Here is a 22719-nt window from a genome sequence, read left to right as displayed (position 1 = left end):
CATTCTCGCTCATACTGGAAAGGCATCTTCGTGAAGCTGAAGCACCTGGCACCATCCGCTGCGATTCTGGCAGTCGGCGCACTCACCTTGTCGGCCTGCGGCGGCGGCTCCGCCACCGGAGAGGAAATCTCCGAGGGCGGCAACAGTGACCTGCAGGGCACCATCACCGGCATCGGTGCCTCCTCGCAGAAGGCGGCGATGGACGCTTGGACCGCCGACTTCGCCTCGGCGAACTCCGGCATGACCGTCAACTACTCTCCCGACGGTTCGGGTGCGGGCCGTGAGCAGTTCCTCGCCGGTAACGCTCAGTTCGCCGGCTCCGACGCTCACCTCGACGAAGAAGAGGTCGAGGCCAGCAAGGAAGTCTGCGGCCCAGAAGGTGCCTTCGAGTACCCGGTCTACATCTCCCCGATCGCTGTGGCGTTCAACGTCGAGGGCGTCGACGAGCTCAACCTTTCCCCGTCGACCATCGCCAAGATCTTCAAGGGCGAGATCAGCACGTGGAATGACGAGGCCATCAAGGCCGACAACCCGGACGCGGACCTCCCTGACACGAAGATCACCGCCGTTCACCGTTCCGACGACTCCGGCACCACGGAGAACTTCGCCGAGTACCTCAAGGCCACCGCCGAGAAGGACTGGGACGCCGAAGTCAGCGGAAACTTCCCCAAGGAGTTCGGCGGCGAGGCCGCAAAGGGCACCGATGGTGTCGTGCAGACCATCTCCGACACCGATGGCGCCATCGGCTATGCTGATGCCTCCGCAGTCGGATCGCTGGGCAAGGCCAAGGTGAAGGTCGGCGAGGAGTTCGTCGAGCTCTCCCCAGAGGCCGCTTCCAAGGTCGTCGACGCCTCCGAGCAGGTCGAGGGCCGCGGCGAAGGTGACCTCGCCTTCGATCTGGCCCGCGACACCACCGAGTCCGGTGCCTACCCGATCGTTCTGGTGTCATACCACCTGGTCTGCTCGTCCTACAAGGACCAGGAGACCGTGGACATGGTCAAGGCCTGGGAGAAGTTCGTCGTCTCCGAAGAGGGACAGAAGTCCGCAGCGGAGTCCGCAGGCTCGGCACCCCTGTCCGATGACCTCCGTTCGCAGATCGAAACCGTCATCGATTCGATCAAGGTTGAAGGCTGATTTTTGGCCCCTGACCTGCAGAATTGATAAGCCGAAGAGCGGCGCAGCGCCCCTGCGCCGCTCTTCGGTGCCTACGGGTCCGCCCGCCGGGCCCACCGCAAGTTTCATGAGGAGCACTTGTGCCGACCAGCACACAGACCACCGCGTCCGGTCCCGCCGGAGAACCTGAACCGGACTCACATCCCGAGCCCGGCAAGGGTCAGAAGCCCAAAGCCGTTGTTCGTCCCGGTGACCGCATATTCTCTGCCGCGACGCTCATCGCCGGCATCCTGATCCTGCTCATCCTGGCAGGAGTCGCACTGTTCCTTCTGGCGCAGTCCACGGAGACCATCAAGGCCCAAATGGATGATCCGAGTTCGATCACCGGTGGCAAGGGATTCTTCTCCTACGTCTGGCCGCTCATCATCGGGACGCTGATCTCCTCCGCCATCGCTCTGCTCGTGGCGACTCCGTTCGCTCTGGGCATCGCCCTGTTCACCACGCACATGGCTCCGCGGAAGCTGGCGCCGGTCCTCGGTTACGTCATCGACCTGCTCGCAGCGATTCCGTCGGTGGTCTACGGACTGTGGGGAATCGCCCTGGCAGGCAACCTCACGGCCTTCTACCTGTGGCTGTCGAAGTGGTTCGGCTGGATCCCGATCTTCGCAGCCGATGAGAACGGTGCGGTGTCGCAGACCGGGCGCACCCTGCTGACCGCCTCCCTCGTGCTCTCCATCATGATCCTGCCGATCATCACCTCCCTGACCCGGGAGATCTTCCTGCAGACTCCCCGCCTGCAGGAGGAAGCGGCGCTGGCACTCGGTGCCACCCGCTGGGAGATGATCCGCATGTCGGTGCTGCCGTTCGGCAAGTCCGGCATCGCCTCGGCGACCATGCTCGGCCTCGGCCGCGCACTCGGTGAGACCATGGCCGTGGCCATGATCCTCTCCCCCGGTCTGCTCACCGCCTCCCTGGTCGTCAGCGGCAACCAGACGATCGCTTCAGAGATCGCGCAGAACTTCCCCGAGGCCGCCGGCCTACGGCTGTCCGAGCTGATCACGATCGGCCTCGTCCTCTTCGTCATCACCCTTCTGGTGAACATGGGAGCACGTGCAATCGTAGCCAAGACCTCGGTGAAGGGCAGTTGAGAATGTTGACCAATACGAACAGTTCGATGACCACGTCGCGCAACCTGACCTCGAAGCAGCTGCCCCAGGCCACCCCCTGGGTCATTGCGGTCGCCTCCATCATCGTCGCGATCGTCATCGGCTTCCTCATCTTCGGCGGCTTCAACATCCCCGTCGTCGCAGTCCTCGCCGGACTCATCAACATGGTGGCCGTGTTCGCGCTCTCCGCGTCCTACGAAGGCCGCCGCAAGGCCACTGACCGGGTGGCCACGACCGTCGTCACCTCCGCTTTCGTCCTCGCATGCGTTCCCCTCATCTCTCTGCTCTGGCTGACCGTCTCCAAGGGCGGAGCCGCCATCAACGGCGACCTCCTGTCCCGCACGATGCTCGGCATGAAAGGCATCCTCGACCAGCAGTACGTCGCCGGCGAAGCAACCTTGGCCGGTGGCTTCTACCACGCGATCGTCGGCACCGTTCTGATCACCATCGCCGCCTGCGTCATCTCGATCCCCATCGGCGTGCTGACCGCGATCTACCTCGTCGAGTACGCCGGCAAAAACAGACTGGGCAAGGCCATCACTTTCCTCGTCGACGTGATGACCGGCATCCCCTCGATCGTTGCCGGCCTCTTCGCCTTCGCCCTGTTCTCTACCATCGCAAACCTCGTCATGCCGGAGGCTGCGGGCATCGCAAAGACCGGCTTCACCGCCGCGGTGGCTTTGTCCGTGCTCATGATTCCGATCGTCGTGCGCAATACGGAGGAGATCCTGCGGCTCGTGCCGATGGACCTGCGTGAAGCGTCCTATGCTCTGGGCGTGCCGAAGTGGAAGACGATCGTCAAGATCGTCCTGCCCACCTCGGTGTCGGGCATCCTCTCCGGCATCACCATCGCAATCGCCCGCGTCATCGGTGAGACCGCGCCGATCATGGTCACAGCCGGCTTCGCGAAGAACCTCAACTGGAACCTGTTCTCCGGCTGGATGTCGACGCTTCCGACCTACATCTACGATTCGCAGCTGCGTCCTGTCTCCCCCGGCGAGGCCGCCATCGCCAGCTCGGAACGTGCCTGGGCAGCAGCGCTCGTCCTCGTCGCACTGGTCATGTTCCTCAACCTCCTGGCACGTGTCATCGCAAAAGTGCTGGCCCCGAAGACAGGGCGCTGACGCGTCTCCTGCAACGCACTTCACCGCACTGCAGGAAAACCGAAACGCACGACAGACTTACGCAGAACTTGCCACAGACGTTCCCAAAGATAAGGAAACACATTGTCCAAGCAGATCGACATCAAGGATCTCGACATCTTCTACGGCGACTTCCGCGCTGTTGACGGTGTGGGAATGCAGATCAAACCCCGCTCGGTGACAGCCCTCATCGGCCCTTCGGGCTGTGGCAAGTCCACCGTGCTGCGCACACTCAACCGGATGCACGAAGTGATTCCGGGCGCCTCCGTCTCCGGTCAGGTCCTCATGGACGGCAATGACATCTACGGCGCGGGCGTCGACCCGGTCAACGTGCGTCGCGAGGTCGGCATGGTCTTCCAGCGTGCGAACCCGTTCCCCACGATGAGCATCAAGGAGAACGTACTGGCCGGCGTGCGCCTGAACAGCAAGCGCATCTCGAAGTCCGACGCCGATGACCTCACCGAACGTGCGCTGCGCGGCGCGAACCTCTGGAACGAGGTCAAGGACCGTCTCAGCCTGCCCGGCTCGGGACTCTCCGGTGGCCAGCAGCAGCGCCTGTGCATCGCTCGCGCGATCGCCGTCGAGCCCGAGGTCCTGCTCATGGACGAACCGTGCTCCGCGCTCGACCCGATCTCCACCCTGGCCATCGAGGACCTCATCAACGACCTCAAGGACCAGTACACGGTCGTCATCGTCACTCACAACATGCAGCAGGCCGCTCGAGTCTCCGACAGGACCGCGTTCTTCAACATCGCGGGCACCGGCAAGCCGGGCAAGCTCATCGAGTTCAACGACACCTCGACGATCTTCTCCAACCCTGACAAGGAAGAGACCGAGAACTACATCTCCGGCCGCTTCGGCTGATCTGAATTCGGGTCGCGGGAACACTCAGCGGCCTCGGCAATACTCAACGGTTGGTATGTTCTGCACGATCTCAGCGGCGCGCGGGTCGAGCAGAACAGACCAACCGTTGTCTGTTTCCCGATCGGCTGCATTCGCCGAGGCGGCTGCTGCGTCACTGCCGCACCCCTTCGTCGTGCCTGTCTGAACACGGTCTGGGAATTGCCTCCGCGATCGGTCGAATGATCTTCCCAGCAACCCATCGCCGATATATCGTTATATATCGTCAGAGCGATACGAACAAACCTGGAGGTCATCATGAACGAGCCATTCACGCACGGAGGTTTCTCTCGTCGAAACGGCGATTGGGGCGGGGCGAATATCTGGGAAGCGGTGGAGCAGCTGCGCTCATCTTTCAACCCCAAACAGCCATTCCGCATGAATCGCGGGGATGTCCGCGCCGGAATTCTCACACTCCTGGCCGAGGCGCCGATGCATGGGTACCAGATCATCCAAGAGATCGAAGAGCGCAGCGGCGGCAGCTGGAAGCCCAGCCCGGGATCGGTCTACCCGACGCTGCAGCTGCTCACGGATGAGGGACTCATCAGCTCGGAGTCCTCCAGCGGACGCAAGACCTATTCCCTCACCGAGGCCGGACGCGAACAGGTCGCATCCGAGCCGGAGTCCAATGCTCCGTGGGAATCAGCGAAGAAGCCCGACGCGCCCAGGGCTGCAAACCTGGCCAAGGCCGGCGTCGAGCTGGCCCAGGCCGCAGCTCAGGTCGGCCGATCCGGCAACAAGGAACAGGTCGCGGAGGCGGTCACCGCGCTCGAGGAGACCAAGCGCAAGCTGTATTCGATCCTCGCCGAGGACTGAGCGGTGACGGCGGGAACCGAGCGGCGCGTGCCGCCAGAGGACCGCGCCGCACCGGAACCCACCACCCCGATGAAGCCCGATCAGAGGCGAAGCCTCAGGGCGCGATACGGTCGCATTCTCCGCTTTGCAGCAGCTCAGATGGTTCTGGCCTGGTGGTTCGAGATGACGCTGCCGCGGATCGGCCTGGGCCGGTTCGCGGCGCGGAGTCGGGTAGAACGGTGGCGGTCGACGGCCAAGCGGTTCCGCGTCCTGGCCGTGGAACTCGGCGGTCTGATGATCAAGGTCGGACAGTTCCTGTCGTCGCGGAAGGATGTGCTGCCGCCCGAGATCACCAGGGAGCTCGAGGGCCTGCAGGACGAGGTCTCACCGGTCCCCTACCCGCAGATCCGCACTCTCGCCGAGGCTCAGCTGGGAATGGGGCTCACCGACGCCTTCGCCTCCTTCGACACTCGCCCGTTAGCGGCAGCGTCCTTGGGGCAGGCACACTCAGCGACTCTGGCCCCGAGCGTGGCCGCAGAGCTCGGATTCGCCGAGGTGGTCGTCAAGGTTCAGCGGCCGGGAATCGCCGATGTCGTCGAGGTCGACCTGCGAGCCCTGCGCCGGATCGCCGGATGGCTCTCCCGCGTCCGATTCATCTCCCGCCGCGTCGATATGCCGGCGCTGGTCGAAGAGTTCGCCCATGTCAGTCTCGAGGAGATCGACTATCTCCACGAGGCGGCGAATGCGGAGGCCTTCGCCCTGGATGCGGCTGCGTCGGCAGCTGATTCGGTAGCGGGTTCGGCGACTGGTTCGGTAGACACTGCCCCTTCTGGGTCCAAGTCGGACCGATCGACCAGCTCGGACCGGGTGCAGGCTCCGCGAATCGTCTGGGAGCAGACCACACCGCAGGTGCTGACCATGGAGGACGTCACAGCGATCAAGGCCAATGACGTCACTGCGCTGCATCGAGCCGGGATCGACCCCCACGAGGTCGCCGCTGCCTTCGCGCACACGATGTTCGACCAGCTCTTCCGCACAGGGTTCTTCCACGCCGATCCCCACCCCGGCAATATCTTCGTCACTCCCGCCCACTCGACAACAACCTCGGCGGAGACCGGCTGGCATCTGACCTTCGTCGACTTCGGGATGATGGGACATGTGCCCGAGACCCTGCGAACGGGCTTGCGGGAACTCATCATCGCCGTGGCCATGCGGGACTCCCGCCGCCTCGTCGCCAGCGTCGAACTCATCGGCGTTCTGCTGGACGGCGCAGATACGGACGAACTCGAACGCTCCCTCACCGGGCTCTTCGCCCGGTTCGGGGGCATGGGGTTCGCTCAGCTGCGCGACGTCGACGAGAAGGAGCTGCGAGCCTTCTCCACGGATTTCGAATCGGTGGTGCGGGATCTGCCCGTGCAGCTGCCGGAGAACCTCTTCCTCATCATCCGCTCGCTGTCCATGGTGTCGGGTCTGTGCAGTTCTCTGGACCCTTCGTTCAACATCTGGGAGGTCGTCGAACCCTATGCGAGCGAGCTGATCGAGGAGGAGAAGGGCGGCGCCGCCGGTACTGTGGCGAAGGAAGCGCTCACCTTCGTGCGTCTGACGCTGGGTCTTCCGGGACGGCTCGACAGCCTGGTCCAGAGGCTCGAGAACGGCGAACTCTCGGTGGCCACGCCCAAGCTGGATCGTCGGGTTGCCGGTCTCGAGCTCCTGGCCAGCGGGGTGATCTCGGCGGTGCTGTTCACCGGCTTCGTCATCGCCGGTGCGGTGCTGTTGAGCGCAACGACTCTGGGCGGGGTGCTGCTGCTCATCGCCTCGGTGCCGGCGCTGATCCACAGTCTGCTCACCATGCTGCGACACAGGGCGTTCAGCCGCAGACACCGACGGCTGTGAGAAGGTGCGGTCTGTGAACACGGGCGGTCATCCGACCCACCGACAGCTCAGACTGAAACTTCCAATCGCTGCCAACCAGCCCCCTGCGCGTCCACTCGCCGGGGCAGAGCCCAACGGTCGGTAAGTCCTGGTCGATTCAAGCCCTTGGATCGACCAGGACTTACCGACCGTTTGCGGCTTTTAGGCTGTCTGCACGCTGTTCGACCGCGACATTGGTGAGAGGCACTCCGCGCGCGAGGGAACTCAGCCAGCGGCATTGCCGGTGCGGGCCCCCGTGCCACGTTGTTAGCGAAAAGATCCAGATCCGAACCCATCCGTCGCGCGCTCGGCTCCGAATCAGCTGGTGTACGACGAGAGACTTCGAAAGGATTGTCATGACCACCCACACCGTACGCAGCCCTATCCAGGTCATCTCGGGCCTGTTCGGCGCCGTGTTCCTACTGGTGGGGATCCTCGGATTCGTTCCAGGCATCACGACGGACCTGGACACGATCATGTTCGCCGGGCATCATTCTCAGGCCGCACTGCTGGGAATCTTCCAGGTCTCGGTGCTGCACAACATCGTCCATCTGCTCTTCGGCATCGTCGGCCTACTCGGGCTCAGGTCACGCAAGCTGGCCGAGACCTACCTCATCGTCGGCGGCATCGTCTACGCGGTGCTGTGGATCTACGGCCTCGTAGTTCCGATGGAATCGATGGGCAACTTCGTTCCGCTCAACACCGCTGACAACTGGCTGCACTTCGTGCTCGCCGTGGCCATGATCACAACCGGCATCATCTTCGGCCGGAAGGCTCGCACCTCCGTGACGCGGTGACGCGGTGACGCGGTGACGCTGTGATGCGGCACAGTGGTGACGCCTCAGCCGACCAGCAGTCTGACCACCAGACCGATGCAGATCGCCAGTGCCGCGGCCGCAGGAATGGTCAGCAGCCAGCCCCCGATGATGGGAACGATGAAACGGGCCCGGGGCCGGCCCCTGCGGCCGGCATACTGCGTGCCCAGGATCGCCGATCCGAGAATGAAGGTCAGCGACACAGGGACCCGCATGATGAGTGCCGCCGTGTACATGAGCAACGTGGAGGTCGCATCGGCCGTCGCGGACTTCAGCGGGTCGAGGCCGGCCATGCGCACCGACAGGGTCCGTACCACTCGCCATCCGCTCAAACCCGTGCCGATCGCCAGGGCTGCGGCGATGATGAGCCGCACCGGCCAGGAGATCTCCACGACGGCCAGCTCCGTGTGCGGATTGGTATCGACAGCGAGCATACCGACCATGACCAGAGCCGCGATCTTCTGCGCATCCTGGATGCCGTGGACCAGGGACAGCGAGGAGGTGAGCACCGAGTCGACCATGCGGGCACCACGGAAGAGCGGCTTGGGCGGCGATGACGCGAAGGCCTTGGACAGCAGAGCGGTGAGGCCCCAGGAGATCACAAACCCGAGGATCGGCGAGATCACGAGCGGCAGGATCACCGAGTTGATCGCTTCGGAGGAGTTGACGGAGAACCCCAGCACCAGACCGGCCCCCAGCAGACCGCCGATGAGGCAGTGTGTGGAGGACACCGGCAATGCGAGGTAGTACGTGAACAGGCTCCACGCCGTCGCGGCGACGAAGGCGATGATCAGGGAGGTGAGGATGACCTCGGGATCGCCCTCGAAGTGAACGATCTGGTTGGCCACGACGGAGGCGATGCCTTCGCCCAGAAGCGCCCCGATGAAGTTGAAGACCACGGCCAGGCCCAGAGCCCAGCCCGCGTTGATGGATCGTCCGACGACGGCATTGCCGATGGTCAGCGCAGCGTCATGGAATCCGTTCGAACCGGCGAAGATCACCGCGGTCACGATGACTCCCGCCAAGAGCAGCTCCACGGACTACGACTCCTTGATCGCGATGGCGGCGACGACCTTGCCCAGCTCGGTGAAACCGTATGCGGCACGGACGAAAGCCTGCCCCAGCTGCGAGACCGCGGCCATGTAAGTCAGCCCGCGCTTCGAGTTCGGCACGGCGTCGGACATTCGCCATTGCAGGGCTTCGACTTGGTAGGTGAGGCGATTGATGTTGTCGACGTAGTCCCACTGATCGAGCTTGCCTGGCAGACGAGTGATCATTCGTGAGGTGTGGTCCGTCTGATTGGACAGGACCGCGAGAGTTTCGGGAACGCCGGAGGGCAGTTCGTCGAATGCTTCCGAAGCGAGGACGAACCCCGCACCGTGGAGCAGGTGGCAGATGTCGCGCATGTGATGACCGAGCAGGTAGAGGTCATTACGATCGAAGGGGGTGATGTAGTTCTCGCGCAGTGCGCGAAGCACGGCTCCCATGTCTTCGTCGGCCTGATCACCGATCTCGCGGAGGCGGTCCGCGACCTGCCGGCGTTCACTGACTTCGATGCCGGAGAGCTCGGCAAGCACCAGGTTGCATTGCCTCATCTGCCCGACCAGATCGGACAGTCGCTCATAGAAGACAGTGTCCTGCGGTACTCGTTTGAGCCGCATGCGCTCCTCCTGCCCGGGGCCCGGTCGAGCCGGACGAATGTGCATGTTGCTTCAATTGTATGTGCCGGACGCTGAACCGAGAGCGCCTCTCGGCGGTAGGCCGCTCGAAGCGGCTGAATTTGGAGCCCGGGGCTTCAGATCCAGCGTCCGGTGGCCACGAGGGCCACCCACCACGATACTCGCTCACACCCATGAGTCCACCGCCGAGGCGGGTGAACGATAGTTGAAAATCTCACAGTGGGCGACCGTGGCCGGGTACCCCGCTACGAGGTGCGTCCGCAGCGGCCCGGCAGTGGATCGGTCAGTCCAGCCCGCCATGACGGTGGGAGACGGCGGCATCTTTGAGGTCCTTCGCGAACTGGCGCAAACGAGTGGCAGCCTCGGAGTCAGCGGTGCCTTCGGCGCACATCCTAACGAAGGCCGCGGCGCGCAGCAGGGCGATGACGACATCCCCGCGGAAGGCACCGGCCAAGATCTCATCGATGGCGCGAGCCACCTCGTCGGGGCCTGCCGGGAGCTCGACTCCGGCGAGGATCTCGTCGAGCCCGAGGCCCTCTGACGTTATCCTGCGCTGACCGGTGGCGAACATTTCGGTGAGCTCACGAGGAGCCGTGAGGATCCATTCGCGCAGCGCGTACAGGCGCCAGAGCGCTCCCGGTGCGGAAACCGCGGGCGCGGCAGACCACATTTCGGCAATGACTTCGAGACCGATGTCGTCGGCCAACTCGACGAACCGCTTCGTCGCAGCCTCATCGCGCTGCCCGCGCGAATCTCCGAGGAGGAGCGCTGCGGTCGCGTGAGAGGTCTCCGATCTGGCCACCGGGTCACTCGTCGCGGTGACGGAATCGAGATCGGCCAGAGGTATAGGGCGGTGAAAGCGTGGCTGTGTCATGGTCAGAGCAGTCTAGTCCCCCACTCTGAGCCAGTGGTCGCTCATCCGAGCCAGTTGTCGGTCGTGCGAATGCGTTGTCGCTTCGCGGTCAGGGTCTATTCGCCCGGCTCACAGTGGACACCATTAAACTGGAAGCAGATTCGTGCCTGCGACCAGCAGGTGGCAAGTGCAGACACCGAGGAGGAACTCCCGTGGCAAAATCATCAGTGGCGAAGAAGGGCCTGGACAAGGCAGCGAAACTTGCTGTCAATGAAGACGGAACCCTCAATCCCCGCGCCCAGTCGATGCTTTCGAAGCTTCTGTCGGTCCAACGCCCAGTGGCCCTTGCCTATGTACGCAGCCTGCGCCGCAAAAATCCGGAGGCGACTCCGGAAGAGCTCATCAAGATCATTCGTCGGCACTACCTCGCGCTGACCACCTCAGGTGGTGCAGCGGTCGGTGCGACCGCTGCAGTTCCCGGCCTCGGCACAACTGCCGCTCTGGGTGTGGCGACCGCTGAGACTGCTGGCTTCCTCGAAGGCACGGCCCTGTTCGCGCAGGCGATCTCGGAGATTCATGGTCTTCCTGTTCAGGATTCCAAACGAGCGAACGCACTGGTGCTGGGTCTCATGCTCGGCAAGGACGGGAAGAACCTTGTCCAGCGCTTCAATAAGCAGGCTGGCGGCACGGAGTCGATGTTCAGCAACTGGGGCTCGACTGTAACCAAACAGCTGCCTACCCCGGTCGTCGATCTGCTGCTGCGCAAGCTCCGCAAAACCTTCATCCGCAAATTTGCCGCTCGCGCCGGCGGTTCTTTGATCGGCCGTCTGCTGCCCTTCGGCATCGGCGCGATCATCGGCGGCGTGGTCAATGCCCAGATGGCACGCAAGGTCGCCGACGAGTCGAAGGAGGCCTTCGGCGCTGCGCCGACGATCTTCCCGCTCGAAACCGATCCTGAGTACGTCGCACCGAAGAAGGATCGCAAGCTGCTGGCGGGGCTGAAGAACGTCGCCGCACTGCGGGACAAGGTCAAGAAGAAAAAGGCGATCGAGTCCGACGTCATCGACGAGGCGGCCGAAGAGGACTCCTCGCACACGGACTCTGCGACTGACAATCGCTCAGAAGACGACCGTCCCGAACTGGAGAAGTGACCTCGCCACGGACTCTGTTGCTGCTGGCGATAGCGCAGCGGAGTCGTGTGGGCGCTTGACCGGCCGTCGGCTGGTTTGAGTATTCGGGTGCCTTACCTCTAATATTATTGAGTCTCCAACAACACCGGTGTGGCGCATGTTCACGCGGTCGGGTTGGGGCGGGGCCTCTAGCTCAGTTGGTAGAGCAACGGACTTTTAATCCGTGGGTCGTGGGTTCGATCCCCACGGGGCCCACCCAAACGACAGAACCCCTTCGATCCGGCGTCAGCACCGCTATCGGAGGGGTTCTTCGCTGTTGTCCCGCGCTACGCGCGGGTCACCGCTCGAGGCGGCCGCCGAATGCCTGTTCAAGGGGAATGCTTCCGTCCTGCCACGGGGTGAGGACCCAAGCAATCAGATAGGCTCCGATTCCGAGGACCGGAAGCAGGAATGAGGCGAGGACCAGCAGACGGACCAGCCAAACGTTCAGGCCGGTCGACCTGGCGAGACTTCCCGAGATGCCGCCCAAGACCCTGTCGGGTCCGCGACGGAAGCCGGTATTGCGGATGGCATCGAATAGTTTTCTCATACCCTCAACACTACGCATTTCCTGCGCTCTGAACAGGGGTGCTGACCGTCGAACCGGGTTGGGGGAAACCATAATCACGGCCGCGTGGACGGGCTGGAAGGGCGAGCCCACCTCGGCGACTCTGCAGGTGCCATTCTCAGGATATGAGATCGTGATCACAGGTTTTGGGCGCGTCACCTCGTGAATGGGAGGCAAGGGCAGTTACGCTTATGGAGTTGTGCAACCAATTGTCCGCATCTGCAATCTCAGCGACGCGGCACAGAGGAGTCCGTTGTGAAGTGGGTTAAAAAGGCCGTCCTCACGCTCGTCGTCATATTTGTGGCGTTCTATCTGTTCAGTCGGCCAGAAGATTCAGCCGACGCAGTCAGAAACGCTTTCGAGGCAGTGGGCAACGGCGTCGGCTCATTGGTCACGTTCTTCTCTTCTCTGTCCGCGTAAGCGTGTGACGGGCGCCCAGACGTGCTGAGGTTATTGGCCGACCCGAGGGTCGAAAATCATCTCATCTCGGATGAGGGCGAAGAGATCGTCGACGAGGTGCGTCGTCACCCGCTCGCCTTCGTCACTCCCACACTCATCATCCTGCTCGGTCTGGCCGTCGTGGCCATCAGCTTCGTGGTCCCTGTCGATTTCGCCTCGATCCCGTTGGGCGTCGGGGTTGCCATTGGCCTGTTCGGGTTGTATCGCGGACTGGCTGTGCATATGGACCGGTTCGTCATCACGAATATGCGGGTGTTCAGAATCCACGGGGTCTTCACTCAGCACAAGGCGACGATGCCGATGTCACGTATCCTCGACATCTCGGTGCACAAGCCGCTGGTCGGCCGGGTCTTCAGGTACGGGCATTTCGTGTTCGAGTCAGCCGCCCAAGACCAGGGGCTGCGCGACATCCGTTTTGTCGGCCGACCCGACGAGCGCGACCAGATCATTCAGACTGTGATTCAGCGCTCCGGACTGCGTTCGGCCATCTCCTCCTTGAACGCCAAGGAGGAGGACGACGAAGACGTCCCCGGCGATGAAGACCTCTTCGAGGAGATTTATCCCGAATCCGACGCTGAGTTCGGCTCCGAGACTATTGCCGATGACGATGATGACCTCATTCCAGACCACATTGCTGTTGGCCACCAGCCCCGGTTCAGTGCGGGAGTCAGAACTGGTGCGCATCCGGCGGTGCGCACAGGAGCGGGTCCGGACGTGGACACCGAAGAGTGGACCACGATGGAGCTCAACACCGGTCACGGCTTCACGGACTCGGAGGAGATGAGAATCGGGAGCGCATCACCGGCACTGAATGATCCCGTTTCGATGGCGGCACGCTCCTGGGAGCAGCGGTGGCCCGAACGGAACCGGATGCAGACGGCAACGGAACTGATGCACGCCCACCGGATGCTCATCACCGATCTCGATGAGAAGCTCCGTCCCATGGGCCTGACGTATGCACGATACGAGGTTCTGCTCCTGCTGTTCTTCGACCACCGAGGCGCTCTCCCCCTCGTTGAGCTCACCGATCAGCTTCAAGTCGAGGCCAACTCGTCCTTCTCCTCGGTCAGGTGGCTGGAGGACAACGACCTGATCGAGAGGGTGCTGGAGCCCGGTGACGACGGGGAGGTCTTCGCGGAGATCACCCCGAAAGGCCGTGCCCTGACCGACCGCGCCAGTCAGATCGTCGCCGACGCCCAGTTCGGTCTGGGATCGATGTCGGAGGCCGAGTGCCGTCAGCTCGCCGAGCTGCTGGCTCGGCAGCGTCGGACCCGAGGCTGAGGCCAGCCGTGTCACAGGTCAGACCGGCTCCGGCTTCCGATGTGCGAAGTCCGGAGCGTGCTCGGGAGTGACACCCATCCCGAGGATTCGAGCCGGGACCACAGTCAGCGCAGGGAACGTCCTCAGCAGCCACTCGACCGGTGCCGGGGGACGGATGACTCCGCCATTGTGGACGACCGGTTCGATCATCGCGTGAATGCCGCCCTGCAGCAGCTCAACGGCCTTCGTCGTCAGCATTCGTCTGCGCTGCACACGCCTGAGATCGCGGGTGGACACGGACCCAGAACGCAGGGCTTCGGCCAGCAGACGGGCCGTGGCCACACCATCCTGGACCGCCAGGTTGACGCCGACCCCGCCCAGAGGGCTCATGGCATGGGCGGAATCACCGATGCACAGCAGTCCGTCGATGAACCAGCGTCTGGCCTCGTTGCGCCGGACGTCGAGCAGCTTCACATCGTCCATCTCGAGTGCATCAACGTCGTCTGCCAGCACGGGGAAGGTCTCTGCAACCGCACGGCGAAGAGACTCGATGCCCTGTTCACGGAACCGTGCGTCTTCACCCTTCGGGATGAGGCGGGCCATCTGCACGTGCCCGTCACGTGGAATTGCGACGAAGACATTGCCGCCCTCGGCGCGAGGAGCGATCGATTCAGCGAGCTGTTGGGTGGTGTCGATCCGAAACCACCACACGTCGATCGTCGATCGCAGTTCCCGCATCGACAGCTGCGCTTCGTCCCGCGCCTTCGACCAACGACCGTCGGCAGCCACGACGAGTGGGGCCCGCAGCGCCGTCTGGCCACCGGGAGTGTCCGCATGGACGCCGACGACTCGGTCATCAGCCCAGATCAGGGAGGTCATTTCGACGCCCATGCGCAGATCGAACCCGGGCTCGTCCTCCCCTGCCTTGGCGAGCAGGTTGAGGAAGTCCCACTGGGGTGCGATCGTCATGAACGGATGTGGCGTATTCAACCTGGACAGATCGCCGAGGATGAAGTCCTCACCGTCGTCGCCGGCGAGACTGATATTGGTCACCCTGCGGTGCGTGATTCGAGCGAATTCGTTGTAGAGGCCCAGCTCGTCGAGCAGTCGCAGCGTCGACGGGTGGATGGTGTCACCGCGGAAGTCGCGGAAGAAATCCTTGTGCTTCTCCAGCATCACAACCTTCACGCCTCCGCGCGCCAGGAGCAGACCGGCGACTATTCCGGCGGGCCCGCCGCCGGAGATGATGCAGTCGTATTCGACATCGGACTCGTCGTGCGTGGCGTCTGTCATGACACCCTCCTCAGCATTGTGTTCCTCAGCATTGCGGGCACAGAATCGATGCTAGACCACGAGCGAGCCGAAAGACATGATGCGACGAGCCTCATCCCCGGCGCCTGCGAAATAGGTTTCTGCTGCAGCCGGGAGTCATGCCTCACGCGGTTCTGCGCACAGACCCGGAGACCTTCTCCGTGACATCGAAACGCTCACGGTAGCGGCTGACGAGCAGACACCATTGTGAGTGCAGCGCCGTCGAGGAGTTGAAGACGAGCAGAGTCAGCGGATAGAGCAGCCACTGCAGCCACATGGTCGCACGCCGTACCTTCGGGACGTGGACGGGACGGGGCGGCAGCAGCGAATTGAAGACGAGGACGGATGCGATGAGGCCGAGCATGCCGATCTGCTGCACCAGGCCCACCGTCATCGGCATCCGCTCGATGAGGGTCGTCACCTGCCCTGTCTGCGTCGCAACGACGAAAGGGATCCACCCACCGACGGCGATGATGACAGAGATCGATGCCAGGCTGACGTGACCTTCGAGGAGGGAGAGGAAACGCAGGACTCCGGGCCAGAAAGGTGTTCTCGTCCCAGCAGAGAACACCCTCACTCCCACATAGGGCACATCGCTGGCACCGTAGGACCACCTGCTGAGCTGCTTGAACTGGGCGACCATCGTGTCCTTGAACCCGCCTGCCAGGACTGCGTCCTGATAGATCGGCACATGGATGGGAACGACACGGTAGTCACCGTCGAAGTGAAACCAGGACCGCCAATACTGATGACCGTCCTCGACGATTGTCCGAGTCGACCAGAATCCCATGTCCTCAAGGGCAGTCAGCGGTTGCGTGTGGGATGCGAAGTTGCGCAGTGCAAGAGGACGGACCGTTGTCGTGAGATTCCAGAAGCAGTTTGCACTCGCGACGACTCGCGAGGGTGCGGGTGCCTCCCAGATGTTTGTGATGTAGAGGCTGATGGGCTGGAACGAGAGGTGGGTGCGATCGGACGCGAGCGCGTATTCGTAGGCAACGTAGTCGAAATACGCCTCATGCGGCGTATTGTCGCAATCGAGGCTGGTGACAAGCACCGACTCAGGATCGATCCCGTTCGCCTGCACCCAGTGAGCCAGTCTGTGGCCCGCATAGGTGATGTTCGCGCCCTTTCCCGCGATCTCCCCGGGGATCCCAGCAGGGTGTTCGACAAGAACGAAAGCTGCGAAGCCGTCTCCGTAGTCGTCTGCCAGACGGCGTGCTGTCTCAGCCATCTGTGGGCCGCCTCGTGCCTCGTAGGCGAAGAAGACGACGATCTTCGAGGGCGAGGTCGAGGTGTGCAGAAGTGAGCGAATTCCGTCGGCAACCACCTCGTAGGGTTCGTTGTAGGCCGCGACGACGACAGCGTGGAGCAGGTTGGACGGCCGCATCACCGAGCCGGGATCGTCGCGCACACGGGCCAGGGCTGCAGCGTGCTCCCGGGAGTGGAACCCGGACCAGGGGTATGGCCGTGACGGGTGCCCATCCATCGCCCGTTCGATGTCGAGCAGCCTGGCGCCCCAATCCACCCGAGAGCTGCGACGGTAACGCACGAAGCCGCGGGAGACGTCGATCGCGCCGCGCATCGCCCGTATCAGCGTGAGTCCGACGACGATGAGCACATAGACCGCCCCGGCCATCGCATCGATGAAGGGTAGGACGAACACCAGTCCGATGGCGGAGAAGCTGATGATGGCAGGCAGTGCTTCGAAGAGCCGGTAGGCACGTGTGCGGGTTCCCAGGGGAAGCTCGAGCACATCGGCAGGACGTTGGACCGCGGAAGACAGTTCACGAATCGTTCTCACGGAGTCGATTCTCTGTGAGGATCCTGACCGTCTGTTGGTCCGCAGATGCAGGTCAGATGAACACTGAACATATTTGCCGACGGAGGTGAGACTATGTCAGGTCCACAGCACTCCCGGCTGCGGCCGCACTCGCCTCTCCGCCACGAGAGAGGCCAAGGTCAGCGCCCCGTTGAGCGGGCCCCCGGCGGGTTCGATGACGGTCGTCTCTGCACTCAGACGATGCGCCTCGGAACGGAACTCCTCGACAAGCGACTCGCCGGACCGTCGCAGGCCACCGGTGAGCGCGATCAGAGGTGGAGCATCGACGCCATGGCCGTTGGTCTGGGGCGCATGGCTGCCTGCAGCGATCGCGCTGCGTGCCGCCTCACGTCCGGCCTCGGCCAACAGAGCCGTCGACACGGGATCGCCGGTGCGGTCAAGGCGCGCCACATCAACGGCGAACGCCGCAAGCAGCCCGGCGCGGTCACTGCGCGTGTAGAACTGCGCGGGCCATGTGGCCGGATCACCGAATCTCTCCCGTGCAGCGTCGAGCAGCGCCGCCCCTCGATCATCGACGCCGTCGTGGCACTTCAGTGCTGCTTCGAGGGCGCACCTGCCCAACCAGGCACCTCCCCCACGGTCGCCGAACAGGTGCCCCCACCCGTCGACCCGTTTCCACCTCGGCAGCAGAATCCCGTGAACATCGGGACCAGGATGGGCGATCGCGATCGCTCCCGTTCCGAGGACCGTCACCGCTCCCCCACGTCCGGACAGGGCGCCGAGGTGGGCGGTCACCGCGTCGACCGCCACCGCCGTCTCGGCCTTCGTCTCGAACGCAAGCAATCGTGGCAGCTCCCCGACGTCCGTGCTCAGCGAGGCGATCCCGGTCGCACCGATGCCGACTCCGCGAAGCGATTCGAAGCATTCGGGCCACTCCTCCCCGGCAGCCGAAACGAGGCTTCGGATCTGCTGTGGGGCGCTGCTTCCGTTCGCTCCGATCGACACTCCGGGACCGGTGAGGGTGTACAGCGGCGCAGGCCCGCCATGGTCCGCACCCGTGTCGGTGGTCGCCTCGGGTCCAGGGTTCGCATCGGGTCCAGAATTCGCATTGAGCGCAGAGATTGCGATCCGACTGCCCGTGCCGCCGATGTCGATCCCGAGGACGAATCCGCTCATGCGTCCGGCCGCCCGGGCTGCTCCGGCGCCGCCGCTGCGGACGACCGGAAACCCCCGACCCCGGTGACTGCTGCGATCGCAGCTTTGACCGAGCCGTCATTGTCCTCGAGGCGCTGTGCCGCGGCAGTCGGCGTCGCCGAGGTGAATGCGACGACCAGCGCCGTCTTGAGATCCCCTCCTGTGCGTTCCAACAATTCACGCGCCTGCGCATCAGACAGGTCCGCGGCCTCGCAGAGGATGCGCACGGTCCGCTCCCGCAGCTTGGAGTTCGTCGCGACAACGGAGACCATGAGATTGCGCCAGGTACGACCCAGGGCGATCATCAGCGCCGTCGAGAACCCGTTGAGTGTCAGCTTCTGTGCCGTGCCGGCCTTGAGCCGGGTCGAGCCGGTGATCACCTCGGGCCCGGTGTCGAGCACGATATGGGCGGCCGCCGCCTCGGCGACGGGAGCGTGAGGATTGTTCGAGATGAGCACGGTGTGCGCCCCCGCCTCACCTGCGGCTTCCAAGGCTCCACGGACGTAGGCAGTCGAGCCGCTGGCCGCGATCCCGATCGCCACATCGTCGGGTCCGAGCTCTCCCCCGATGAGGCGACCGTCGGCGGCGGAGTCCTCGGCGTTCTCCACCGCATTGACCAGTGCCGCCTGCCCACCGGCGATGTGCCCGACCACACGACCGGGTTCGAGGTTGAACGTCGGCAGGAGTTCGCTGGCGTCGAGGACTCCGAGCCGACCCGAGGTGCCGGCTCCGAAGTAATGAACCGTACCGCCTCGGCGCATGCGCTCGGCTGCGATGTCGACGAGCTCTGCCAGCTGCGGCAGAGCCCCGGCGACGGCGGTGAGAACGGCCTGGTCCTCTTCGTTCATCACCTGCAGGACACCGAGGGTGTCGAGATCATCGAGTCCCGCACTGCGGGGGTTGCGCTGTTCGGTCGGCGACAGCGGCTGCCAGGACGGTGGCTGCTGGGACTGGTTCATCAGCGGTTGCTGCCTTCCACCTCGGCGACGGTGTTCCGGTTTGCCGCCTTCGGATGGCGCAGGGACAGGAGCCCGCCGAGCACGACCATGACGATGACACCGAGCAGCGGGTACCACTGCCAGGCGACCCAGACCTCGCCGGTGACGTACTTCTCCATGACGAAGAAGAAGGCGTTGACCGCGACTGCCAGGGCGAAGGTGATGTTTGCATCCACCGCGGTGGCGCGCTTGTTGATGATGCCGAAGACGAACGCGCCGAGCAGCCCGCCGTAGGTGATTCCTGCGACGCCCAAGGCGAGGATGACGATGTTGCCCTCATCGGATTGGAAGACCGTGGCGGGGAGGATGAAGGCGATGCCCCAGCCGATCGTCGCCCAGCGCCCGACCTTGAAGCCCTCGGCGTCGGTCATCGGGGTCTTCTTCAGTCGTGCGTAGACGTCGTTGACCGTCGACGAGGACAGCGCCGACAGGGACGAGGACAGGGTCGACATGGCCGCGGCGAGGATGCCAGCCAGGAGCAGTCCCGAGATGCCCGGTGGCAGGCCTTCGATGATGAACAGCGGGAAGATCTCGTCATCGCGGCTCAGTCCCAGATCGGCCGGCAGGGCACGATCGTAGTAGGCCCACAGCGCCAGTCCGACCGCGAGGAAGATCGCGAACTGGACGAAGACGACGACGCCGGAGACGATGAGGGCCTTCTGCGCCTCGATCTTCGACCGGCAGGACAGGAGCCGTTGGACGACGAGCTGGTCAGAGCCGTGGGAGGCCATGGCGAAGACGGCACCGCCGAGCAGCGAGGGAATGAACGAGTCGGGTGCCGAGATCGGATTGCCCTCGAAGATGAACATGTTGAGCTTGCCCGCCTCGGCGGCATCGGCCACCCATCCGCCGCCGAAGGTCGCGGTGATGACGATGATGGTGAGGAGGCCGCCGACGACGTAGAGGCACATCTGAGCCACGTCGACCCAGACCACGGCCTTGATGCCGCCGATGAAGGTGTAGGCGATCGTCACCAGCGAGAGGACGACGATGATGACGAAGTAGTTCGTGTGGATGCCCAGACCGTCGAGGATGACCTTGACCGGAATGGCTGCGGCGAGGACCCTGATGCCGTCGGCCAGGAGACGGGTGAACAGGAAGGTCACACCCGCGGTCGTCTGGGTCGAAGTGCCGAAGCGTTTGCCCAGGTAGGCGTACGCGGTGAGCATCTCGCCGTCGTAGTATCTCGGGAGCATGAAGAAGGCGACGATGACTCGGCCGAGGATGTAGCCCAGCCCCAGCTGCAGGTAGTTGATGTCGCCGAGGTAGCTCATGACCGGGATGCCGATCACCGTCAGCGCGCTGGTCTCGGTGGCGACCACGGACAGACACACCGCCCACCACGGTATGTTCCGGCCACCCAGGAAGTAGCCCTGGAGGTCCTTCTGCTTTCCGCTGAGCTTCAGTCCCAACCATGCCGTGGCGGCAAGGTAGGCGATGATCACCAGAAGGTCGATGATCTGCATGGTGTGTCTCCTTCGTACAAGGGGTGTGCGTTGCTTCGAGAGGGTGTGCGTCAGTGCAGGATTCTCGTCAGTGCAGGATTGTCAGGTCGGCAGGATTCTCAGGTGCGTGGGTCTGGCCTCCCGAGGTGCGGGCAGGTTCAGGGGGCCGTGTCCCGGGCTCAGGCGACCGGCGATGCTCGGATGTGCGGCACCCGTGAGATTCGGTTCGGTTCCCGCCAGGCCGTTCCAGCTCAACCACCCGAGCAGCGCCATGAGGAGGGCTTCCTTGGCGCCTTCGGGCAGCCCGAATGCTTCCTCTGTGCCGGTCAGAGTGACGCCGGGCCCGAGTTCCGAGGCCAAACGCCCCAGCAGCGTCGGATTCCGGGTGCCCCCTCCGGAGGCGATGACCGTGGTGACCCCGTGGACTCGGCAGGCATCGGCGACCGTGCGTGCGGTCAGCGCCGTCACCGTGGCGATGGCATCATGCTCGCCGAGGTTGGTCCGAGTCCCGAGGAAACGGTCGAGGTAGTCCGCGTGGAAGAGTTCCTTGCCCGTCGATTTCGGTGCCGGCAGCCGGTAGTACGGGTCGGCCAGCAGATCGGCCAGCAGATCGTCGTCGACCCTGCCCCGTGCCGCCAGGTCGCCGTCGCGGTCGAAGCCCTCTTCGCCCTTGGTGATTCGGCGGGCGAGGACGTCGATGAGCGCATTGGCCGGGCCGGTGTCGAAGGCCAACGGTGCACGTTCGGGCGCGAGAACCGTGATGTTGGCGATGCCGCCGAGGTTGAGCACCGCAGTCGGCGCCTCGACGTTCCCGAGGAGGAGCCCGTCGAGGATTCCGACGAGTGGGGCTCCCTGACCGCCGGCGGCGACGTCGCGGGCGCGAACGTCGGAGAGTACGGGTGCTCCGGTCACCTCGGCGATCCAAGCGGGTTGGCCGATCTGCAGAGTCGAGGTGACGGTCCCGTCGGTGATGTCGTGGCGCACCGTCTGCCCATGGGAGACGACGAGGTCGGCCTCGACTCCGAGCTCGGTGCAGACCTGCTGCAGCGCCTCGGCGCTGAACAGGCCCAGGCGCGCATCGACGCTGGAGACCAGCGACAGGGGAACATCGGCCGGCTCGAGGAGACGAAGGATGTCGGCGCGCAGCCGGTGGTCGAATTCGACCTCTCGACTGGCGAGGATGCGCACGCCCAGGGTCGCCTCGGCGATCGAGTCGTCGACGAATTCGGCGAGGACCACGTCGAGGGCATCGGCGGAGGTGCCCGTCATGAGGCCGGCGATGATCATGCGCGATCTCCTTCGGGCTGAGGCTGTTCGGCCGATGCGGTGGTCCTGTCGCGGGCGGGCGGGCCGGTCTCGCTGAGCTGGTCCGTCTCGCTGAGCTGGTCCGTCTCGCTGAGCCGATCGGGCAGGGTGAGCTCGGTGCGGATCTTGTAGCGGTCGCCGCGGTAGACGGAGCGAACGAATTCGAAGGGAATGCCCTCGGCCCCGCGTGAGGTGCGCTCGAAGAGCAGCGCCGGGGACTGTTCGGGGACGCCGAGAACCTTCGCCTCATCGGCATCGAGTAGGGTCGGTTCGATGGTCTGCACGCTGTGGTTGAGAGCGATGTCGAAGCGCGAGAGCAGCAGCTCGTAGAACGAACTGTTCTCCAAGTCCTCAGCTCTCAGGCTCGGGACGAGTGCGGCCGGAATGTGCAGCTCTTCGAGCGCGAGCGGTTCGTCATCGGCCAAGCGCAGACGCAGAATCGTGATCACCTCGGCATCATCGTCGATGTGCAGCCTGCGCCCGATGTGGGCACCCGCATTCGTCACGTCGAAGGCAAGCACACGGGAACCGGGGCGCATACCGCGGGCGAGCATGTCCTCGGTGAAGGAACTCGCAGCCAGCGGCTGATCGAGTTTCGGTCCGAGGGCGAAGACACCGGAACCGTGGCGGCGCCGGACCACCCCCTTGGCGACCAGTTCGGCGATGGCCCGACGCAGGGTCATCCGCGAGATGCCCAGCGCCTCGGCGAGCTGGCGTTCGGGTGGGAACTGCTCGCCGGCAGCCATGGATTCAAGGCGGTCGAGGAGCTGATCGCGAATCGAGTGGAATTTCGTCACGTGACCATTGAGGCATAGGACACACCCCAAAATCAAGACCACTGGTCTATTTTTTGCGG

20 protein-coding genes and 1 tRNA gene are annotated in these 22719 nt (G+C 64.1%); 10 read left to right on the top strand and 11 right to left on the bottom strand.

Annotated elements, in window-relative coordinates; translation table 11 throughout:
* Positions 1–30 precede the first annotated feature (30 nt).
* From pstS to BLT92_RS12515, 7 genes are all read left to right on the top strand, one after another.
* Positions 31–1134 (top strand): phosphate ABC transporter substrate-binding protein PstS, encoded by a 1104-nt coding sequence (pstS, locus tag BLT92_RS12545; protein ID WP_092109264.1) that lies wholly within the window; start codon positions 31–33, stop codon positions 1132–1134.
* Positions 1135–1253: 119 nt separating this feature from the next.
* Positions 1254–2261, top strand: coding sequence for a phosphate ABC transporter permease subunit PstC (gene pstC / locus BLT92_RS12540; RefSeq protein ID WP_407922859.1), 1008 nt, complete (start codon positions 1254–1256; stop codon positions 2259–2261).
* A gap of 26 nt (positions 2262–2287) precedes the next feature.
* A complete protein-coding gene (gene pstA, locus BLT92_RS12535; protein WP_231938804.1) occupies positions 2288–3403 on the top strand; it encodes a phosphate ABC transporter permease PstA in 1116 nt (371 codons plus the stop codon).
* Between the two features lie 102 nt (positions 3404–3505).
* Positions 3506–4285 carry a phosphate ABC transporter ATP-binding protein PstB gene (gene pstB / locus BLT92_RS12530; protein WP_092106015.1) on the top strand — a complete coding sequence of 260 codons (780 nt, stop codon included), beginning with the start codon at positions 3506–3508 and terminating at the stop codon, positions 4283–4285.
* A 294-nt stretch (positions 4286–4579) separates the two neighbouring features.
* Complete coding sequence (locus BLT92_RS12525; RefSeq protein WP_172802591.1) at positions 4580–5137, top strand: PadR family transcriptional regulator; 558 nt, start codon at positions 4580–4582, stop codon at positions 5135–5137.
* A gap of 69 nt (positions 5138–5206) precedes the next feature.
* Positions 5207–7009 carry an ABC1 kinase family protein gene (locus BLT92_RS12520; protein WP_092109255.1) on the top strand — a complete coding sequence of 601 codons (1803 nt, stop codon included), beginning with the start codon at positions 5207–5209 and terminating at the stop codon, positions 7007–7009.
* A 374-nt stretch (positions 7010–7383) separates the two neighbouring features.
* A complete protein-coding gene (locus BLT92_RS12515) occupies positions 7384–7824 on the top strand; it encodes a DUF4383 domain-containing protein (RefSeq protein WP_092106013.1) in 441 nt (146 codons plus the stop codon).
* Positions 7825–7868: 44 nt separating this feature from the next.
* Here the strand turns inward: BLT92_RS12515 and BLT92_RS12510 are convergent, their stop codons facing one another.
* From BLT92_RS12510 to BLT92_RS12500, 3 genes are all read right to left on the bottom strand, one after another.
* Positions 7869–8879, bottom strand: a complete 1011-nt coding sequence (locus BLT92_RS12510) for an inorganic phosphate transporter (RefSeq protein WP_092106011.1) — start codon at positions 8877–8879, stop codon at positions 7869–7871.
* Positions 8880–8882: 3 nt separating this feature from the next.
* Positions 8883–9548, bottom strand: a complete 666-nt coding sequence (locus BLT92_RS12505) for a DUF47 domain-containing protein (RefSeq protein ID WP_231938803.1) — start codon at positions 9546–9548, stop codon at positions 8883–8885.
* Positions 9549–9804: 256 nt separating this feature from the next.
* Entirely contained in the window at positions 9805–10395 is a 591-nt protein-coding gene (locus tag BLT92_RS12500) for a hypothetical protein (RefSeq protein ID WP_231938802.1), read from the bottom strand.
* 191 nt (positions 10396–10586) lie between these two features.
* On the opposite strand from BLT92_RS12500, the gene BLT92_RS12495 reads away from it, so the two are divergent.
* Entirely contained in the window at positions 10587–11525 is a 939-nt protein-coding gene (locus tag BLT92_RS12495) for a hypothetical protein (protein ID WP_092106009.1), read from the top strand.
* Positions 11526–11686: 161 nt separating this feature from the next.
* Positions 11687–11759, top strand: a tRNA-Lys gene (locus BLT92_RS12490).
* Positions 11760–11841: 82 nt separating this feature from the next.
* On the opposite strand, the gene BLT92_RS12485 is transcribed toward BLT92_RS12490, so the two are convergent.
* Positions 11842–12093: a PspC domain-containing protein gene (locus BLT92_RS12485; RefSeq protein ID WP_092106007.1), complete on the bottom strand. Its 252-nt coding sequence runs from the start codon at positions 12091–12093 to the stop codon at positions 11842–11844.
* 459 nt (positions 12094–12552) lie between these two features.
* Here BLT92_RS12485 and BLT92_RS12480 point away from each other — a divergent pair, with 459 nt between their 5' ends.
* Complete coding sequence (locus BLT92_RS12480; RefSeq protein WP_092106006.1) at positions 12553–13851, top strand: PH domain-containing protein; 1299 nt, start codon at positions 12553–12555, stop codon at positions 13849–13851.
* A gap of 18 nt (positions 13852–13869) precedes the next feature.
* Here BLT92_RS12480 and BLT92_RS12475 read toward each other — a convergent pair whose 3' ends face one another.
* The 7 genes from BLT92_RS12475 to BLT92_RS12445 form a co-directional block, all read right to left on the bottom strand.
* Complete coding sequence (locus BLT92_RS12475; protein ID WP_092106005.1) at positions 13870–15123, bottom strand: FAD-dependent oxidoreductase; 1254 nt, start codon at positions 15121–15123, stop codon at positions 13870–13872.
* A 142-nt stretch (positions 15124–15265) separates the two neighbouring features.
* The gene (locus tag BLT92_RS12470; RefSeq protein ID WP_197679612.1) at positions 15266–16942 is read right to left on the bottom strand and encodes a glycosyltransferase family 2 protein; all 1677 of its coding nucleotides are present in this window, start codon (positions 16940–16942) and stop codon (positions 15266–15268) included.
* A gap of 96 nt (positions 16943–17038) precedes the next feature.
* Positions 17039–18097, bottom strand: coding sequence for an N-acetylglucosamine kinase (locus BLT92_RS12465; RefSeq protein ID WP_092106004.1), 1059 nt, complete (start codon positions 18095–18097; stop codon positions 17039–17041).
* Complete coding sequence (gene murQ, locus BLT92_RS12460) at positions 18094–19074, bottom strand: N-acetylmuramic acid 6-phosphate etherase (protein WP_092106003.1); 981 nt, start codon at positions 19072–19074, stop codon at positions 18094–18096. The genes BLT92_RS12465 and murQ overlap by 4 nt, the downstream gene beginning before the upstream one ends.
* Positions 19074–20579: a sodium:solute symporter gene (locus tag BLT92_RS12455; RefSeq protein ID WP_092106002.1), complete on the bottom strand. Its 1506-nt coding sequence runs from the start codon at positions 20577–20579 to the stop codon at positions 19074–19076. Before BLT92_RS12455 ends, murQ begins: the two co-directional genes overlap by 1 nt.
* 81 nt (positions 20580–20660) lie before the next feature.
* The gene (locus BLT92_RS12450) at positions 20661–21845 is read right to left on the bottom strand and encodes an anhydro-N-acetylmuramic acid kinase (RefSeq protein WP_092106001.1); all 1185 of its coding nucleotides are present in this window, start codon (positions 21843–21845) and stop codon (positions 20661–20663) included.
* Entirely contained in the window at positions 21842–22660 is an 819-nt protein-coding gene (locus tag BLT92_RS12445; RefSeq protein ID WP_231938800.1) for a GntR family transcriptional regulator, read from the bottom strand. Before BLT92_RS12445 ends, BLT92_RS12450 begins: the two co-directional genes overlap by 4 nt.
* Between the last annotated feature and the right edge of the window lie 59 nt (positions 22661–22719).

The organism is Brevibacterium picturae (assembly GCF_900105045.1).
Classification (GTDB): domain Bacteria; phylum Actinomycetota; class Actinomycetes; order Actinomycetales; family Brevibacteriaceae; genus Brevibacterium; species Brevibacterium picturae.
Note: the sequence above shows the minus strand (reverse complement) of the source record. Positions and strands in the feature narration are given on the sequence as shown.

Excerpts from the sequence above, each read along its gene's own strand:
- pstA (WP_231938804.1), top strand. The coding sequence starts at position 2,288 with ATGACCACGTCGCGCAACCTGACCTCGAAGCAGCTGCCCCAGGCCACC.
- BLT92_RS12525 (WP_172802591.1), top strand. The coding sequence starts at position 4,580 with ATGAACGAGCCATTCACGCACGGAGGTTTCTCTCGTCGAAACGGCGAT.
- BLT92_RS12520 (WP_092109255.1), top strand. The coding sequence starts at position 5,207 with ATGAAGCCCGATCAGAGGCGAAGCCTCAGGGCGCGATACGGTCGCATT.
- BLT92_RS12515 (WP_092106013.1), top strand. The coding sequence starts at position 7,384 with ATGACCACCCACACCGTACGCAGCCCTATCCAGGTCATCTCGGGCCTG.
- BLT92_RS12505 (WP_231938803.1), bottom strand. The coding sequence starts at position 9,548 with ATGCACATTCGTCCGGCTCGACCGGGCCCCGGGCAGGAGGAGCGCATG.
- BLT92_RS12500 (WP_231938802.1), bottom strand. The coding sequence starts at position 10,395 with ATGACACAGCCACGCTTTCACCGCCCTATACCTCTGGCCGATCTCGAT.
- BLT92_RS12485 (WP_092106007.1), bottom strand. The coding sequence starts at position 12,093 with ATGAGAAAACTATTCGATGCCATCCGCAATACCGGCTTCCGTCGCGGA.
- BLT92_RS12475 (WP_092106005.1), bottom strand. The coding sequence starts at position 15,123 with ATGACAGACGCCACGCACGACGAGTCCGATGTCGAATACGACTGCATC.
- BLT92_RS12465 (WP_092106004.1), bottom strand. The coding sequence starts at position 18,097 with ATGAGCGGATTCGTCCTCGGGATCGACATCGGCGGCACGGGCAGTCGG.
- murQ (WP_092106003.1), bottom strand. The coding sequence starts at position 19,074 with ATGAACCAGTCCCAGCAGCCACCGTCCTGGCAGCCGCTGTCGCCGACC.
- BLT92_RS12455 (WP_092106002.1), bottom strand. The coding sequence starts at position 20,579 with ATGCAGATCATCGACCTTCTGGTGATCATCGCCTACCTTGCCGCCACG.
- BLT92_RS12450 (WP_092106001.1), bottom strand. The coding sequence starts at position 21,845 with ATGATCATCGCCGGCCTCATGACGGGCACCTCCGCCGATGCCCTCGAC.